The following is a 16,302-nucleotide window of genomic DNA, read 5'->3' on the forward strand; positions in this document are numbered from 1 at the left end:
ATCATAAAATATTGTAATTTAATTATGTATTGACGATAAAGATAACTTAATATAATTATTTATATTAAATCACACCAAATCATTCCCAATCCTGCCAGCGCAACACTTCACCCACGGCGGGCAGGTGCAGCTCAGCACGGAGCATGCCCGAGGCAGCAATTTCGGTTAGCAGGCGCTGGGGCTCCGAGGCCGGTTCGTCGCTGAGGTCGAAGGTGCCGTGGTGCATGGGCACCAGGTGGCCGGCGCGCAACAGGTTGGCGGCCTTAGCCGACTCGTGAGGATTGGTGTGGCTGCCGGCCATCATATAAGCCGGCTTATAGGCTCCAATAGGCATAAGCACGACATCCAAAGGCCCAAACTGCCGCTCAATTTCTTCGAAATGGCTGCTCATGTTAGTGTCGCCGGCGAAGTAAATGGTGCGGCCGTCGGGCAGGCGCAGCAGCAACGAGCCCCAGAGCACCTCATTCACATCGAGCAGGCCACGGCGGTACCAGTGCGAGGCTGGCAATTCGAAAAGCTCAAAGGGCGTTTCGGGGCCTAGGTCGAACTGCTGCCACCAGCCGGCTTCCTGCACCGGCAGCCGGGGTACTATGCCGCGCAGCAGCTTTGGCAGCCCCAGCGGCCCATAGGCCCGCAACTGCGGGTTCTGGCGGGCCAGCAATTTAATGGACTGCTCGTCGAGGTGGTCGCGGTGGCCGTGGCTGAGTAGCAGTAGGTCGATGCCCACGAGGTCTTCGGGCTGGCAGGGCAGGGCGTGGCGGCGGCGCAAACCCACCGACGAGAACAGCAGCGGGTCGGTAATCATCGTTACGCCCGCCACGCGCAGCACGAAGCTGGAGTGGCCCAGCCACAGCAGCCCGTCTTCCTGGCCATGCAGAAAGGCGGTGCCGTCCACCACGTTCGGTGCCCAAGTGTCCTCCTTCTTCTCTTCCTTCTGCGGATTCTTGCTCAGCTGCCATTTCAGCAGCGTGCTCAGCTGTGGCTCATATAGCTCCTGGCCGTTGCAGTATGCGTTGCCCACCATTTTGTTGCCGGGGTAGGCGGGTTTGATGGTGCGCAAATCGGGGTTGCGCACGAAGCGGACGGAGGCCATGCAGAGAGTAGCGTAACGAAGCAAAGCGCCGCCCTACCGCTAAACGGACCGGGACAGCGCAGAATTGAGTAGGTGACAAGCCGAGGTCGGGTAGACAGACTTGTTAAGCTAAAACTAGCCTAATACCCCCAGGGCGAGCCGTAGTAGCCGCCCGGCGCAGCCGTGGCCCCGTTGCTCACCCGCACCCCACCCGACACCGAGAAGTTTTCGGTGATGTGGTAGTCGGCACGCAGGTTTACACCCTGGCCCAGGTTGCCGCCGAAGCCCGCGTAGGGATTCACGCCGAACTGCCCGGCCGGCGTCAGGTCTTTCCAGGCCGAGCCGGTAAGCGACAACCGATCCGACAGCGCGTACTGCCCGCCGCCCTGGATAAGGTAGTGGTTGGTGCCCGGCAGCAGGGGCCGGCCGGCACCTTCGGCAACCGGCGGCGCGAAGGCCGCGCCCGGCGTGGTGCGCAGGTACGTAACGCCCCCGAATACCGAAAACCGCTTGCTCAGCGGCAGCGAAACCGTGGGGCTGAGGTAGGTGGCCGAGCCGTAGCGGCCGGCAAACGTGGCGCCGGCCTGCAGGCTGTACGAGGGCTTCAGCCCCGGCTTCGGGGCAGTGGGCGACGCATCCTGGGCCTGGGCGGCGAGGGACAGCAGCAAAGCAGCGGGCAGCAGATAAACGAATCGGGACATGGCGAAAGATACGAAACCGCGTAGTAGGGCGAGGCCGCGCTGGGCCCCCGTGCTTAAAGACCGCGCCACCCGAATTGGTTGCATCGATGGGGCACCTATTGGCTGATGCATCGGCGCAAAACCGTTTCTTTACGCCTTATCCGCCCGCATTTTATGTCCGACGACGAATTCTTCCCTTACCAGCGTTTCCCCAACGCCACGGTGGCCCAGCCGCTACTGGAGTTGCTGTACGCCCACGACATCGAGGCCCAAACCCGCCTCGACCAGCCTGCATTCGACATTTCATTCGCCTTCAACGAAACCAACCGCTACTTCCAAGTGCTACTGCGCCCCGCCGACTTCGCCCGAGTCCAAGCGCTAGAGCAGCAGGCCGCCGAAGCCCTCACCGCCGACTTGCCCCCCGACTATTACCTGTTCGCCTTCTCCAGCCCTGAGCTGCATGACATTATGCTACGGCCCGATGAGTGGAGCCCACTTGATGTGGCTTTGGCTCGGCGGCTGTTGGCCGAGCGGGGCGAGGCCCTGAGCCCGGCCCGCCTGGAGGAATTGCGCCAGCAGCGCCTCGACGATTTGGCCCGCCCCGAGCCCCGCCAGACCCGCGGAGTGCTGGCTGGCTATACCCTGGCGCTGCTGGGTGGCTTTTTCGGCCTGCTTATCGGCTGGCACCTGTACGTGCACGGCCGCCAGCTACCCGACGGCCGGCGCGTACCCACCTTCCAGCCCACCGACCGCGCCCACGGCCTCCGGATTGTGGTGCTAAGCAGCCTATGTATGTTGGGGCTACTGGTATGGTTTTTCTATCGGGAACTGGTATAGCGCAGCAGTTTCTGCTCCTAAAGCTGACTGGCTTCTCAGTCAGCTCGGGTTGTGCTTTGGCCGCGCCCAAAAAAAGCCCCGCCGGCACACGCCAGCGGGGCTTTTTTAGCAGAGTCAGAGGCAAGAGCTACCGAACCTTGCTGCCGAGCCAGGCGGCCCGGAACTTCTTCTGCGCTTTGCTGACGGGGCGACCAGCGGCCTCGTAGGTTACTACCTCCAAGGTAGGATCTTCGGTAAGTGTAACGGGCACGGTCTGCAGGCCGGTGCGGGTGCGCACTTCCAGCTGCACCAGGTCGCCGGGACGGTGGTTAGCGAGCAGCTCCTCGAACGCCTTAGCGCCCACCAGGCGCTGACCATCAAAGCGCAGCACCACGTCTTCACGGTCGAGGCCGGCCACGTACAGCGGCGAGCCGATTGTGGTAGTGCCCAGCGTAGCGGTGCTGTCGGCGGCGTTGAAGCTCAAGCGGGTGGCCAGGCTGGCCTTGTTGGGCCGGGCCGGGCGAACCAGCAGGCCCGCCGGAGCCAGTAGGGCAGGATAATCGTGCCGCTGATGACCGTAGATGTGCTGGCGGAAAAACTGCCCGGCAAAGGCGGTGTCGCGGGCTACTTCGCCCAGCACGCGCTGCAGGTCGGGCGTGGTATAGGGGCGGGTGGGGGTGTTGTTCTCCTGCGCCTTGCCGAACTGCTGCCACATGGCGCGCATGTAGGTGTCGAGGTCGGTTTTGAACCGGGTGCGCAGCTCTAGGTCGAGGGCCAGGGCATTGGCCGCGCCAATGTAGTAGTAGCTTAAGTAGGTATTTGCCCGATTATTGGGGTCGATGGCCGCCGCGGCATCCACAAATGGGGCCTTCTGGCTCATCTGCACCGGCGAGAAGCGGGCTGCACCCGGCGACAGTGCCATAGCGTTTATCAGCCCGGTAAGCGCCTCCTGGCTGTACTCGGCGTCGGTGGGATAGATGCCGGCGCGGCGCAGTACCAGCTCGCCATAATACTGCGTGAAGCCCTCAGCAAACCACAGGTTGCGGCTCATGTTGGCCTGGCTGAAATCGAACGGTTCCAGATCCTGGGGCCGCAACCGCTCCACGTTCCAGGCATGAATAAATTCGTGCGACACCGTCCCTAGGTTGTCAATCATGCCGGGGCCGCGCAGGGGGCGCCGGCTGGTAAGGGAGGTGGAGTTGCGGTGCTCCATGCCGTCGGAGCTGGTTTGGGGCAGGTAATTGGCAATAAAGGTGTAGCGGCCAAAATCGAAGGCCGGCATCCCGCCAAACACCGCCGCCGCCTCGCGCACGATCTTCTGCGTCTGGGCCGTGTAGGCGTCCAGCTCGGCGGGCGTGCCGTCGTGCAGCACTTTCAACTCAATGGTGCGGCCGCCTTCCTGCCAGGTGCGCACCTGCTGCTCACCCAGCGAAGTGGGCGAATCCATGAGGTATTGCAGGCTGGGGGCCTGCCAGGTAGTGCCGGCCGCATCGGGCTGCAGCTGGGTGGCCACCGTCCAGGTGGCGGGCAAACCCGTGAACTGTACCTGGGCCGGCCGCTGCTCCAGCCCTTGGGCGTAGGCCAGCGTGGCCGGAATGTTCAGGTGGGCGTGGCGGGCATCAATGCCGGCGTAGGTGCCGTCAGTCCGGTCGCCAAACAGGGTGTAGCTGAAGGTAACGGTACCGTCGTGGCCGGCTACATCCCAGCCCGAGGGGTCGGGCCGGGTCACGGTCAGCGTACGGCCGCGCGAGTCGGTGGCCGCTACATCGTACACGTTTTTGGCGAATTCGTGGAGGGCATAGCGGCCGGGCGACGAGCGGGCCATGCGCACCTGCAGCGGCCCGGCCGGCACCTCCCGGAACGTAACCGTTATGCGGGCTTCGTGGTGGACGGCGTTGGGGAAGGATACATTGTATTGCACCGGCGCCTGGGCCCGGGCAGGGCGCGCAAGGGCCAGCGGCAGGCTCAGCAGTAGCAAGGCCGCAGTTTTCCGCATCAGCATAAGGGAGCAGTAGTAAGAATGGAACTGCTAACCTAAGCAATTTGCGCAGCTAGGAGGCTGCATAAGCCGAAATCCTGCCCTTATGGCCGCCACACGCTGGCCGCTACCATACCACCGAAAAACTGCCCGGCGGGCGTAGGTCGCAGCCCCAGCCGCGACAGTTCTGCTTCTATCGGTGGCCGACGCCGGGCGCTGATGCCGGTGGTCAGGCCGAAAAAGCCGTACATCAGGCGCAACAACAGCCGGTGCCACCAGCGTTGCGGCGGCCCGAAATCGGCCAGCAGCCACGCGCCGCCGGGGGCCCGCGCCGCGTTTAGCTGCGCCATTAGCTGCCGCAGCCGGCCGGGTTCGAACAGGTCTAGCAGGAAGAAGGTGAGCACCGCGTCGAACTGCTCGCCGGGCTCCAACGCCGCCTCGGTGCCCAGCCGGAATTCTACCTGGCCTGCGGCCTGGGGAATGTGCTGCGCCAGCCAGGCCCGGCTGCGTGCCAGCATGCGGGGTGCGGCTTCCAGGTATAAGATGCTCGCGGCGGGGCAGCGGCGCAATACCTCCCCCAGCACCCAGCCCGAGCCGCCACCCACTACCAGTACCCGCAGTTGGCCGGTAGCAGGCAGCCCTGCCGCCAGCGCCGCCTGCTGGGCCCGCTGCAGGGCCCGCCCGTACACGAGCCGGGCCAGCGGGTCGTAGAAGGCCGCCACATAATCGAAACCAGAATCGGGCAGGGAAGCGGCCATGAGTGGGGGTGGGGACGGCGCGAATAAGCAGTCGGCAGCGGGGCCAAGCTACGGCCCGGTGCCCGCTTTTCCGCGCCGCGCCGTATGTTTAGGAACTATGACCAAGCACTTGCGCCGGCTGCTGGCCGGCTTTACACTGTTTCTGACCGAGTTTGCCGTTACGCTGGCGCTGGGTACTGCCGGGGTGGTGGCCTTTCTGGCCCTGAGCCGCGAAGTGTTCGACCAGGACGCGGCAACCTTCGACGCGGCGGCATTCCAGTGGACGCAGGCGCTGCTGGGGGCGCAGCGGCAAAACTGGGTAGAAGCCGTTACGTTTCTGGCCTCGCGCAACTTCATAACAGTGGTGGGGCTGGGGCTGGTGGGCTGGCTGCTGATGCGGCGGCGGCACTGGTATTCGCTGCTGGTGCCGGTAGTGGCGCTGGGTTCCATCACGCTCAACCTGATGCTCAAGCAGCTGTACAACCGGCCCCGGCCATTGCTGCCCCTCACCTCGGCTTCGGGCCTGAGCTACCCGAGCGGCCACGCCATGATTTCGGCCTCCTTCTACGGTTTGCTTATCTACTTTACCTGGACGCGGCTTCGGCGGCGGCCGGTTCTGCGCTACACGTTGGTCGCGGTGCTTTCCGTTCTGATAGTGCTTATTGGCCTGACGCGGATATACCTGCGGGTGCACTACGCCACCGATGTGCTGGCCGGCATTGCGGCGGGCCTTGCCTGGCTGATAATTGCTATTCCGCTGTTGCAGCAGTTGGAGAAACGGGTGAGAAAACAATTTCGCAAAGACCCGCAATTGGCTGAAAAACAGCCTCAATAGCACGGAAACGAAATTTTAACACGTGTTTTTTCGGCTTTTTTTTGGCCGGTACTTGCAGCGCGCCTCAAAAACCCGCTATCTTTGCAGCATCAAAAGGCCGTCCCCGGAAGGCCAGATGATAAAAAGTCGCGCTTGTGGCGAAATTGGTAGACGCGCTGTCTTCAGGCGGCAGTTCCGCAAGGTGTGGGAGTTCGAGTCTCCCCGAGCGCACAGAGTACGAAGAGCTGGCCCAGCAATGGGCCGGCTCTTTCTGTTTCAGGCAGTCTGGTTGAAACCAGATTTGTGCAACAACACCCCGCCACAGGTTGCGTTTTTATAACCGGATCAGGAGTCTGAAACGCATGCGGAACGGCCGCCCGGGCCGTTTGGCCTGGCTATACCCGCACCCTGTTCGGCCGGAACGGCAGGCCTTGCATCTGCGTAAGTAGCTGAAACCAGCGAAAGCCCGTGATACGAAAAGCAAGAGCCCGGCTGGTGGCCAGCCTGAGTTTATTGACGGTGGAAGTAGTGCTGATGGGCGGCGTGTTCGTGGCCTCGGCGCTGCTGTTCTTCTACCTCACGCGGGTGGTATTCGCGGCCAGTTCGGTGCAGTTCGACACCTGGGCCTTCGTGCGGCTGGATGCGCTGCGGGCGGCGTGGCCGCTGCTGACGCCGGTGGTGCAGGCCCTCACGTTCTTCGCTTCGCTGCCGTGGCTGGTGGCGGCGGGCATTGGCCTACCGCTGCTGTTGCGCTACTGGGGCCACCGCCACGAGGCCGCCGAGGTGTTTGGAGCGGTAGCCGGGGCATCACTGCTCAACCAGTTGCTGAAAACATACTTCAACCGCCTGCGTCCCGATTCGGCGCTTATCGTTCAGGGCGGCCTGAGCTTCCCCAGCGGCCACGCCATGATCGGGCTGGCCCTTTACGGCTGCCTGGCCTGGATTCTGTGGCGCCACCGCCGGCATCCGGTCTGGGGGCTGCTGCTGCTGCTCTTCGCCCTGCTCATCGGCATCACCCGCGTTTACCTGCACGTGCATTACGCCACCGACGTGGTAGCCGGTTTCGCCGGTGCCCTGCTCTGGCTGATTTTGCTGCGGGGGATATTTCAATTTAAAAACAGAAGGGAGAAGCGAGAGGGTAACAGATAGAAGTGAGAACGGGGAAGGAACGTCATTCTGAGCGCAGCCGAAGCATTTCTACCGCTTCGTTGCTGACGACAGAGTTAGTATTGCGGTAGAGATTCTTCGACTGCGCTCAGAATGACGTTCTGTTTTCTGCCCTCAACTCTCCGTACTCTCCGCTGCTTCTATCACCTTTACGCCATTTTCACCTTCACACGCAGAGCCAGCAGGCCCTTGGTGCCTTGTAGCTCTTCCAGTTCCAGCTCTTCAATCTCGTCTTCGAGCAGGCCACGGTCCTGTAAGTAGTCGAGGTACTCGAAGTACTCGTCGGCCTCGCGCTGCTGGCTATACACCAGGGCCAGGTAGCCGGGCTGCGTGAGCCGCTCGCCGGTGCCCATGATGGTGGCTTTGTCGATGCGTTTCTTAATGATTTCGTAGCGGATGTTGTAGGCGCCGTCCACGTCGAACTGGCGCTCATCCTGGCGGAAGCGGATGCTCAGGGGCTGGCCGTGGATGAGGATGAGCTGGGTGGTTTCGAGCGGTAGCGGTAGCTGGTCGCGTAGGGCAGCCGTGCGGCGCGTTATCTCCACCATCGTCAGCAGCTGCCACAGGCGCAGGTTTTTGAGGAATACCAGGTCGAAGGGCTTGTCTTCAACCAGCGCGGCCCCCACATAGATATTGTGCTCCACGCCATCGGTTTTGAAGCGCTGGAAGTAGTGTGGAAACATGGCCTGGGCCTTGTCATCCTCCTCGTCGAGGTAGGCGGCAATGGCATCGTTGAGCAAGGTGGTGCTGTGCTCGAAGTCCTTGCGGCGCTTGTACAGGATACCCAACTCGGGGTCGATCTGGGCCCAGTACTGGGCAATAATGGGCCGTAGCTCGGGCGTATTCTGGCCCAGGTACTCAAACAGGGGCTCCATCTGGGTGCGCAACGAGTCGAATATGCTTACCTCGTCGCCGCTGGCCATGCCCTGGCGCAGGCGGCGCAGGTTTTTGCCCACGTAAAATTTCAGCTCGTCCAGAATCGGAAGCTGCTGAAAGTCAGAGGCCTTTTTGAGCACCTTGCCGGCCAGCGTGAGGTGCTCGATCAGGTCGCCCTGGATGGCCTCGTTGCGGGCCGCACTGCTGCCCCGAACGTCGCAGGCACCATGCAGCGGATACACATCATGAAACACAATGTCCTCCATCTCGGCCTGGCGGTTGCCATCTTCCAGCTTCTGCAGCAGATTCTGGGCCGCATCCGTAAAGCGCCACTCCATGGTAGGGTGGATGGCCGTAAACTTCTCCTTCACAATGGCTTGCACGCGGGTCTGCAGGTCTTCGGCATTACGCTTCACGGCCACCGCAAACAGGGGCAAAAACTGGTTTACGTACTCCAGGCTGAACTCATTCAGCTCGCCCACCGTGGGCGAAGCCAGCTCCAGCAAACCCACCGTATCGTCGCCGTAGGGCAGCAGGGCCAGAATGGCCGAGCGAATGCCCAGGCTCAGGATCTGCTCGCGCAGATCTTCCGGAATATCGGCCTGCTCCACGTCTTCGAGCACCAGCGGGCGGCGGTCGGCCCAGAGGCGGCCGTAAATCTGGCGGAAGCCCGAGCTGGCATCGGGGTTGTGGAGCTGCTTGGTAAGAAAGCTGTGGTTGATTTTGCGGCCGAAATCCACGAAGGCCCGCTTATTCTCATCGTAAGCCGCAATGCCCAGCTGCAGGGCGGGCTTGCCAAACAGCACCCGTAGCTTTTCCTGAATCTGTTCGAGCCGGTCGGAGGCCTGCAGCACGTCGCGCTCCAGCAAATCGTACTTCAGCTCCGACAGCACTTCCTGCTCCGTTACGTCAACCAAGTGCAGAATATTGAATCCTTCAAGCACGAAGGTTTCCGGGGGCAGCAGCTCCAGCCACAGCTCGGTACGGTGGGGGTTGCGGCTCAGAAACTCCAGCTGCTCGTCGCTCAGCTCGGGCTTCTTGCCTTCCACATGCACATTGAGGAACGTGGAGTTGAAATCGACGCTGTAGTGGCGGTACAGGCCCATCTGGTAGTCGGGTACCGTAAATATTACCCCGCTCTGCAACGGCAGCTTTACGCCGTACACCTTCTCCAGAATGAGTTGGTAGGCCATGCGGGTGGTGTAAACCTCCAGCTGGTCCATGCTGATGTTGAGCGGCTGCTTGATGATGTGCTGGGTGTTGAGCAGCACGTCGGCAAAACGGGGCGTGTAGTAGAAGCTGTGCCGCTGGAAAGGCGCTACAGCGCCCACAATATCGGTTTCGAAGGAAGCGGGCGGAAACACGGCCAGCATCAGCGTTTCTACCAGGTCGCAGTTGCATTCGAGCTGGTCGAGGTCGGTGATGGAGCCGCGCGCCCAGTCGGCGGCGGCCACCTGCGCCCCCACCGAGCGCGAGAGCAGGGCAATGCCCTCGTTGGCCGACTCCTCGCCGGCTTTCCAGTAAGCAATAAGCGGCTCCAGGCTGAGCGAAGTACGGAAGGGAAAACCCGCGACGGCAGCGGCCGGAACGGGCACCGCCGCTACAGGGGCAGGTGTGGTGGTATCAGAGCCAGAGGTGGCAGCAGGAGCAGATTCGGAGCGCATAGGGAGCAGAAAGGCAAGCCGGCGGCCGCAGTGGCAACGGCCGGATAGGATGCTATACGAAACGGCACTCCGGCCGGACGTGCCAGAGCGGGCGAACGGCCGGGCGCTACCGGGTTATTGGCAGCGTTTTCAGCCCGTTGTTGCGGTCGGGGTCGGTGAGGTCGGTGGTCTGGGTGCCGTTGAAGTACACCTGCTTACGGTTGTTTTCGAAGCAGGTGCAGCAGCCCTCGGCCCGGAAATCGGTGTTTAGCTGCACACTGTCGATGGCGAGGCTGAACGTGGGCGTGGCGCGGCGGGCAGGAGCTAAGTACAGCTGATACCTATAGGCGTCGAGCTTGCGGTTGCCGGCCTGGGCGAAGGGCGTGGTGTTGTTGATGACGACGGGCTGCGAAAACCGGGCTGCCGGGCGCACCAGCTGCACGGTGTCGGCGCGGGGCCGCTGGGTGGTATCAAACGGCACCCGCACTAAATACACGGTGTCAATTTCCGCGGCCAGAAAAGCTGGGCTGGTGACCGTGCCCAGCGTATCGAACTCCAGGCCTACGGCATCGGCAAAGGCGTCGTCGCACTCGCAGGCCGTCGAGCCGCAGCAGGCTGCCAGGGCTGTAGCCAGAATCAAAAACGAAAACCAGGTGAGAAAAGAGCGCAGCATAGGCCGTAAAGATACGCGGCGGTCCGCAAGGGTTGCGCGCCGGATTTCTACGGAGCCAACGCCCGCACCCGCGCCTGTCGTGCCGGGGCCACGTATTTTTTCTGCAAAGATTTCAGGTAGGCTACCTCAATGGCGCGGCGGTAGCGTTTCAGGTCCCGCTCGTCGAACAGGCTGGCAGTGTAGCATCTTCCTTTATCCGTGGCGCTTCGCTACCTTTCACGCTACTTTATCAAGTACCAGTGGCTCCACCGCACTGCTCTGGTAGCTACCCTTGTCTCATGTGGAACTCTTCCCGCAAGCGCCTACGCCGCCTGGAGGCGAGCTGGCAGCAGCCGGCTGCGCGCTCCCACCACTTCCCCTGGGTGGCCCGCTACTACAACGCTGTGCAGCACGAGCCCGCGTACCACCGCCTGCCCGACCAGACCTGGGAGGACCTGAACGGCGAGCTGCTCTTCGAATTGCTCGATGCCACGGTGAGCCCGGTGGGCCAGCAGTGTCTGTACCACCGCCTGCGCAGTCCGCTCGCCGACGAGGCCGCTTTGCAGGAGTTTGATGCGGCCGCCAACCTGCTGGCGCAGCAGCCCGTGGCCCGCGGGCAAGCCCTGCTCGCCCTCGACCAGCTGACGGCCGACGAGGCGTACTACCTGGTCGATTTGATTAGCGGGCAACCCCTGCCCACGTTGCCCGGTGCCCGTTTTGCGCCGCTGCTCGCGCTGGGGTTGCTGGCCACGTTGGTTGGAGGCTTCTGGCTGCCCGTGCTCTGGTTGGGTACGCTGGCACTGGCTCTTACCAATGCGGTATTTCACTTCAGGCAGCGCGCGCGGATTGAGCGCATTGTACGGCCGCTACAGCAACTGGGCCGCTTGCACCGGGCGGGGCGGCAGTTGCATCGGGCCGGCCTGCCATTGGGGCCGCTGCAGCCGCTGGCTGTGCCTTTAGCCCGGCTGGGGGCTATCATGCGGCGAGTAGCTTTCTTTCAGGTAGAAGACAACTTGCTGGTACTGGAATTGCCCAAGATGCTGCTGCTGCTCGACCAACTGATGTATGCTCACTGCCGGGTGGCGGTGCAGCGGCAAGCGCCCGCCATCCGGGCCGTTTTTGAGGCGGTTGGCTACGTCGATTGCGCCCTGGCAGTGGCCAGCTTCCGCCAGCGTTACACCACCTGCGTGCCGCAGTTTGGGTCGGCCGCCGAGGGCATTCAGCTGCAAGCCGGTTACCACCCGCTGGTGCCGGGCTGCGTGCCCAACGACCTGACCCTGGCCGGGCCCGGCGTGCTGCTCACCGGCTCGAATATGGCGGGCAAAACCACCTTTATGCGCACGCTGGGCGTGAATGCCTTGCTGGCCCAAACCATAGCGACGTGCCCGGCCACCGCCTACCGCGCCCCCTTCTGCCGGGTGCTCACCAGCCTTACTTTGGCCGACAGCCTGCCCACGGGCAAGAGCTATTATCTGGTCGAAGCCGAAACCATGCGGCAGCTGCTGCTGGCCTGCGACGCAGCTCCCGGCAGCTACCTGCTGCTACTCGATGAGCTGTTCAAGGGCACGAATACGCAGGAGCGCATCGCCGCCAATAAGGCCGTGCTGGAATACCTGCAGCCGCGCGGTTGGATAATGGCGGCCACCCACGATGGGGAGCTGGGGGCGCTGTTGCAGTCGTGTTACGTTGAATACCACTTTTGCGAGACGGTGACGGCGGAAGACTGGTATTTCGACTACCGCCTCAAAGCTGGGCCGCTGACCACGCGCAATGCCATTCGGCTGCTGGCGCGCCTGCACTACCCGGCGCAGGTGGTGGCCGCCGCCCAGGCGCTCAGTGCCACGCTGGCGGCGCGGGCGCAGCCAGGCAGTGCGCAACCTGCCACGCCGGAAGAACTTCGTTCCATGGCTCATTCGCCCGCATAGAAAGCATCCTCAAAAGATGAGGGAGGAACTGCGCGGCTTCGGGAAGCGGTTCCGCCAACATTGGCCGGAAGCCGCAAATGCTTCCCGAAGCCGCGCAATTGCTGCTGGGCGTTATAGTGGTGTCGCTGAACATCACACGCTTATTTATGGCAGTTGTCAGGTTGATGTACACGACTACCCATCAGGCTCTCCCTCTCCTTTTTTGGAGAGGGGACTGAGGGACGGCGTGAGGACGGACGATGTATGCCAACTTGGGAGCCGCCATACGGGCGTGTCTGCCGCCATCAGCAACCCGGTAGCCGATGTCTTCAACGTGCCGGGCCAGCAGTTGGGGGCGAGTGGCTTTGGCTAAACAGGCTCAAAGGCGCGGCGCATGGGGGCGCATCGGGGCTTGTGCGTTTGTTGGGGTTTGGCGTGCTGTTCATGACGAAGGAAAAGTGCTTTCGTTTTGTTGGCTTCCTCCAATTCCCTATTCCCTAGTTTTGCGGGCCTATGTCCGTTCTGCTCCGTCGTCTGTTCTTGCTGCTCGCGGGTGCTCTGTTGCCCCTGGCCCTGGCCGCCCAAATTCCCCTTCCTACCCCAGCCATCGCGCCGGGTCCTAACCTTAGCTGGCTCGATGAGCAGCTGCGCACCTCGGCCGTGCTGCGCCAGCACCAGGTAGGCCTGAGCCTGGCCGACGCCACTACCGGCCAGCCGCTGTTCGGCTACCAGGACAGCCGCTACTTCACGCCGGCCAGCACCACCAAGCTGCTCACGCTCTACGCCGGCCTCACGCTGCTGGGCTCCGACTCGCTGCCCGGCCTGCGCTACGTGCAGCGCGGCCCCGATACGCTGCTGTTCTGGGGCACCGGCGACCCCATGCTGCTGCACGGCGACGTGCCCGCCCGCCGGACCTATGAGTTCCTGCAGAGCCGGCCCGAAAAAGTGCTGCTCTATGCCCAGGTGCCCACGCCGCCCGCTTTTGGCCCCGGCTGGAGCTGGGACGATTATGGTTACTATTTCCAGCCCGAGCGCAGCCCAATGCCCATTTATGGTAACACCGTGCGCTTCTACGGTCGCCCGGCCCCGGGTGCGCCCCGGGTGCTGCCCGGCTTTTTCCGGCCCCTCACCGCACCCGCACCCGGCACCCGCCCCAACCCCGCCAACGACCACGTGCAACGGCTGCCCGAAGAAAACCGCTTTTTCGTGTTCCCATCGGCCAAGGCCTGGGTGGATGAAGTGCCATTTCGGACCAGCCCCGCGCTGCTGCTCCAGCTGCTGCAGGACACGCTCCGCCGCCCCGTGCTGGCGGCCGGCCCGCTTCGCCTGCGTCCCACCGACTCGGTCCGCATCCTGCGCACGCTGCCGCCCGACTCGCTCTACCGCCGCATGCTGCGGGTATCCGATAACTTTCTGGCCGAGCAGCTGCTGCTACTATGCGCCGCCACGCTCGCACCCGATTCGTTGAGCCCGGCCCGCGTTATCCGCACCATGCAGCAGAACTACCTGCGCACCCTGCCCGACCAGCCCCAGTGGGTGGACGGCTCAGGGCTTTCGCGGCTCAATCTGTTCACGCCCCGTTTCCTCACGGCGCTGCTCGTGCGCCTGCACCAGCAGGTACCCGAGCCGCGGCTGCTGAGCCTGCTGGCGGCCGGCGGGGGGCAGGGTACGCTGCGGCGGGGCTATTTGGGGGGCAGAACTGGCCCCTGGATGTGGGCCAAAACCGGCACGCTCACCAACAACCACAACCTGGCCGGCTACCTACGCACCCGCTCGGGCCGGCTGGTGGCCTTCAGCTTCTTCAACAACAACTACGTGCGGCCCACCAGCGAAATCCGTCGCGAAATGGAACGCCTGCTGACGCGGGTGCGAGACGAGTTGTAGAAGGCAGTGGGAGTAGTAGCTGAGCCAAAACTGGCCTTTTTGTCCTCAAATGGCTGTGTAATCACCTCTCCCAAATTTCCGCCAATCCACGATTAATACAGCACCCGAAACTTGATGGTGTGCTCAACTTCGCGCAATGCCTCAATCAGGGCGGGTTCGTACTGCTTGTCCACGTCGGTAATCACGTAGCCGATGTGCTCGTTGGTTTTCAGGTATTGGCCCAGAATGTTGACCGAATGGGCAGCCAGCACCTGGTTGATTTGGGCCAGCACGCCGGGCACGTTGTGGTGGATGTGCATGAGCCGGTGGGCGGCCTGCTCGGGCAGCTGAATATTGGGAAAATTGACGCTCTGCTGGGTGTTGCCGGTGTTCACATACTGCATCAGCCGCTCGGGCACAAACTCGGCAATGTTGCGCTGGGCCTCGGCCGTGGAGCCCCCGATGTGGGGCGTGAGCAGCACGTTGGGCAGCCCGTTCAGCTCGCTCTCAAATGGCTCGTCGTTGGTTTTGGGCTCGTGCGGAAACACATCCACCGCCGCCCCGCCCAGGTGGCCCGAGCGCAGGGCGGCGGCCAAAGCGGGCACATCTACTACCGGGCCGCGGGCGTTGTTGAGGAACAGGGCCCCCGGCTTCATGCGGGCAAATTCTTCGGCCCCAAACAGGTTGGTGTTTTCGGGGCGGCCGTCTACGTGCAGCGTTACGATGTCGGCCTGAGCCAGCAGCTCGGCCAGGGTGCGGCAGCGAGTGGCGTTGCCCAGCTGTAGCTTCTCGGCAATATCAAAGTAGAGCACCTGTAGGCCGATGGCCTCGGCCACCACCGACAGCTGACTGCCGATGTTGCCGTAGCCCACGATGCCCAGCTTCTTGCCCCGCACCTCAAAGGCTCCCCCCGCCGACTTATCCCACTTGCCGGCGTGCATCAGGGCGTTTTTTTCGGGTACGCGGCGAGCCAGCAGCAGGATTTCGCCCAGTGCCAGCTCCACCACCGAGCGGGTGTTGCTGAAGGGCGCGTTGAATACGGCTACGCCCTTTTTCAGGCACTCGGTCAGGTCAATCTGGTTGGTGCCGATGCAGAACGCGCCGATGCCGATGAGGCGGTTGGCAGCTTCGAGCACCCGGGCTGTTACCTGGGTTTTACTGCGAATACCGAGCAGGCTTACGCCCTCAATTCGCTCCACCAGCTCGTCCTCGTCGAGGCCGCCGGGCACCAGCTCCACCTGGTAGCCTTCCTGGCGCAGCAGCTCGGCGGCGCGCGGGTCGGGGTTTTCGAGCAGCAGGACTTTGATGCGGTTTTTGGGGTAGCTCAGGCTCATGGGTAGCTTGTTCTGGTAGAGAAACTCGTCGAAGGAAGGCAGCACTTTATCGGCTTGGGCCACCACGGCGGGGCGGGCCACGTTTTCGGTGAAGGCGTAGAAGCGGTCGGCCAAACCGGCTTCGCGCATCTGGTAGTCGGTGTAGCCGTCGCCGAGCACGTACACCGGGCCCGTCAGGTGCAGGCGCCGCAGCTGCTCGATCTTGCCCCCGTCGCGGCTCAGCAAGTTGTCGGGGTCGAAGCCGGTAATGCGGCCGTCGTCGGTAAACGTGAAGGTGTTGGCCAGCACGAACTCGGGCGCAATGCCAAACTCGCCCACCACCGGCTCAATAAACTCGCGGAAGCCGCTGCTGACGATGTACACCCGGCCCGGAAACCGCTCAAAAAAGCTTCGGTTGCGCCGGATGCTCTCCGACACCTTGCCTTGCAGCCGCTCCACGAGCAGGCCGATATGCTCGCGGCGGGCCGGCAGCAGCGCCAGCCGTTGCTTCAACGACTCGGCGAAGTTCAGCTCGCCGCTCATGCCCCGGTCGGTCAGCGCCCGAATCTGCCCCACAATTTTCTCGCGTTCCGGACTGTTTTCGAGGGCAATATCGGCCAGCTCATCCAATCCTTCTACCTGCGTAAAAGTGCTGTCGAAGTCGATGATGAGGTAGGGTAGGGGCGTGGGTTGGTCGGCCATAATGGGGTAAGGTAGGTCGCGGAGGCGCAAATGAGGCTATTGTGCCGCCTAAGGCTATTGGGGTGGCGCTTGGCGTTTCCCGTAG

The 16,302-nt window shown here is 63.0% G+C and carries 12 protein-coding genes and 1 tRNA gene; 6 read left to right on the forward strand and 7 right to left on the reverse strand.

Annotated elements, in window-relative coordinates; all coding sequences use genetic code 11:
• Positions 1-79: 79 nt before the first annotated feature.
• A complete protein-coding gene (locus tag HW556_RS12420; RefSeq protein WP_176900370.1) occupies positions 80-1,093 on the reverse strand; it encodes an MBL fold metallo-hydrolase in 1,014 nt (337 codons plus the stop codon).
• 119 nt (positions 1,094-1,212) lie between these two features.
• Positions 1,213-1,773: a hypothetical protein gene (locus HW556_RS12425; RefSeq protein WP_176900371.1), complete on the reverse strand. Its 561-nt coding sequence runs from the start codon at positions 1,771-1,773 to the stop codon at positions 1,213-1,215.
• 153 nt (positions 1,774-1,926) lie between these two features.
• On the opposite strand from HW556_RS12425, the gene HW556_RS12430 reads away from it, so the two are divergent.
• Positions 1,927-2,589, forward strand: a complete 663-nt coding sequence (locus HW556_RS12430; RefSeq protein WP_176900372.1) for a hypothetical protein — start codon at positions 1,927-1,929, stop codon at positions 2,587-2,589.
• 127 nt (positions 2,590-2,716) lie between these two features.
• Here HW556_RS12430 and HW556_RS12435 read toward each other — a convergent pair whose 3' ends face one another.
• Positions 2,717-4,570 carry a M61 family metallopeptidase gene (locus tag HW556_RS12435; RefSeq protein WP_246289635.1) on the reverse strand — a complete coding sequence of 618 codons (1,854 nt, stop codon included), beginning with the start codon at positions 4,568-4,570 and terminating at the stop codon, positions 2,717-2,719.
• Positions 4,571-4,650: 80 nt separating this feature from the next.
• On the reverse strand, positions 4,651-5,304 hold the full coding sequence (locus tag HW556_RS12440; protein ID WP_176900373.1) for a class I SAM-dependent methyltransferase: 654 nt from the start codon (positions 5,302-5,304) through the stop codon (positions 4,651-4,653).
• Between the two features lie 97 nt (positions 5,305-5,401).
• On the opposite strand from HW556_RS12440, the gene HW556_RS12445 reads away from it, so the two are divergent.
• The 3 genes from HW556_RS12445 (at position 5,402) to HW556_RS12455 (ending at position 7,246) form a co-directional block, all read left to right on the forward strand.
• Positions 5,402-6,118, forward strand: coding sequence for a phosphatase PAP2 family protein (locus HW556_RS12445; protein WP_176900374.1), 717 nt, complete (start codon positions 5,402-5,404; stop codon positions 6,116-6,118).
• Between the two features lie 128 nt (positions 6,119-6,246).
• A tRNA-Leu gene (locus HW556_RS12450) sits at positions 6,247-6,328 on the forward strand.
• A gap of 237 nt (positions 6,329-6,565) precedes the next feature.
• Positions 6,566-7,246 carry a phosphatase PAP2 family protein gene (locus HW556_RS12455; protein WP_176900375.1) on the forward strand — a complete coding sequence of 227 codons (681 nt, stop codon included), beginning with the start codon at positions 6,566-6,568 and terminating at the stop codon, positions 7,244-7,246.
• Positions 7,247-7,413: 167 nt separating this feature from the next.
• On the opposite strand, the gene HW556_RS12460 is transcribed toward HW556_RS12455, so the two are convergent.
• A complete protein-coding gene (locus HW556_RS12460; protein ID WP_176900376.1) occupies positions 7,414-9,804 on the reverse strand; it encodes a GAF domain-containing protein in 2,391 nt (796 codons plus the stop codon).
• Between the two features lie 106 nt (positions 9,805-9,910).
• Complete coding sequence (locus HW556_RS12465; RefSeq protein ID WP_176900377.1) at positions 9,911-10,456, reverse strand: hypothetical protein; 546 nt, start codon at positions 10,454-10,456, stop codon at positions 9,911-9,913.
• Between the two features lie 278 nt (positions 10,457-10,734).
• Here HW556_RS12465 and HW556_RS12470 point away from each other — a divergent pair, with 278 nt between their 5' ends.
• Positions 10,735-12,360 carry a MutS-related protein gene (locus HW556_RS12470; RefSeq protein ID WP_176900378.1) on the forward strand — a complete coding sequence of 542 codons (1,626 nt, stop codon included), beginning with the start codon at positions 10,735-10,737 and terminating at the stop codon, positions 12,358-12,360.
• A gap of 492 nt (positions 12,361-12,852) precedes the next feature.
• Entirely contained in the window at positions 12,853-14,223 is a 1,371-nt protein-coding gene (locus tag HW556_RS12475; protein WP_176900379.1) for a D-alanyl-D-alanine carboxypeptidase/D-alanyl-D-alanine-endopeptidase, read from the forward strand.
• Positions 14,224-14,315: 92 nt separating this feature from the next.
• Here HW556_RS12475 and serA read toward each other — a convergent pair whose 3' ends face one another.
• Entirely contained in the window at positions 14,316-16,217 is a 1,902-nt protein-coding gene (gene serA, locus HW556_RS12480) for a phosphoglycerate dehydrogenase (RefSeq protein ID WP_176900399.1), read from the reverse strand.
• Positions 16,218-16,302 lie beyond the last annotated feature (85 nt).

This window comes from Hymenobacter terrestris (assembly GCF_013377905.1).
GTDB lineage: Bacteria > Bacteroidota > Bacteroidia > Cytophagales > Hymenobacteraceae > Hymenobacter > Hymenobacter terrestris.

Coding starts and splice junctions, on each gene's coding strand:
- HW556_RS12420 (WP_176900370.1), bottom strand. CDS start 1,093: ATGGCCTCCGTCCGCTTCGTGCGCAACCCCGATTTGCGCACCATCAAA.
- HW556_RS12425 (WP_176900371.1), bottom strand. CDS start 1,773: ATGTCCCGATTCGTTTATCTGCTGCCCGCTGCTTTGCTGCTGTCCCTC.
- HW556_RS12430 (WP_176900372.1), top strand. CDS start 1,927: ATGTCCGACGACGAATTCTTCCCTTACCAGCGTTTCCCCAACGCCACG.
- HW556_RS12435 (WP_246289635.1), bottom strand. CDS start 4,570: ATGCTGATGCGGAAAACTGCGGCCTTGCTACTGCTGAGCCTGCCGCTG.
- HW556_RS12440 (WP_176900373.1), bottom strand. CDS start 5,304: ATGGCCGCTTCCCTGCCCGATTCTGGTTTCGATTATGTGGCGGCCTTC.
- HW556_RS12445 (WP_176900374.1), top strand. CDS start 5,402: ATGACCAAGCACTTGCGCCGGCTGCTGGCCGGCTTTACACTGTTTCTG.
- HW556_RS12460 (WP_176900376.1), bottom strand. CDS start 9,804: ATGCGCTCCGAATCTGCTCCTGCTGCCACCTCTGGCTCTGATACCACC.
- HW556_RS12465 (WP_176900377.1), bottom strand. CDS start 10,456: ATGCTGCGCTCTTTTCTCACCTGGTTTTCGTTTTTGATTCTGGCTACA.
- HW556_RS12470 (WP_176900378.1), top strand. CDS start 10,735: ATGTGGAACTCTTCCCGCAAGCGCCTACGCCGCCTGGAGGCGAGCTGG.
- HW556_RS12475 (WP_176900379.1), top strand. CDS start 12,853: ATGTCCGTTCTGCTCCGTCGTCTGTTCTTGCTGCTCGCGGGTGCTCTG.
- serA (WP_176900399.1), bottom strand. CDS start 16,217: ATGGCCGACCAACCCACGCCCCTACCCTACCTCATCATCGACTTCGAC.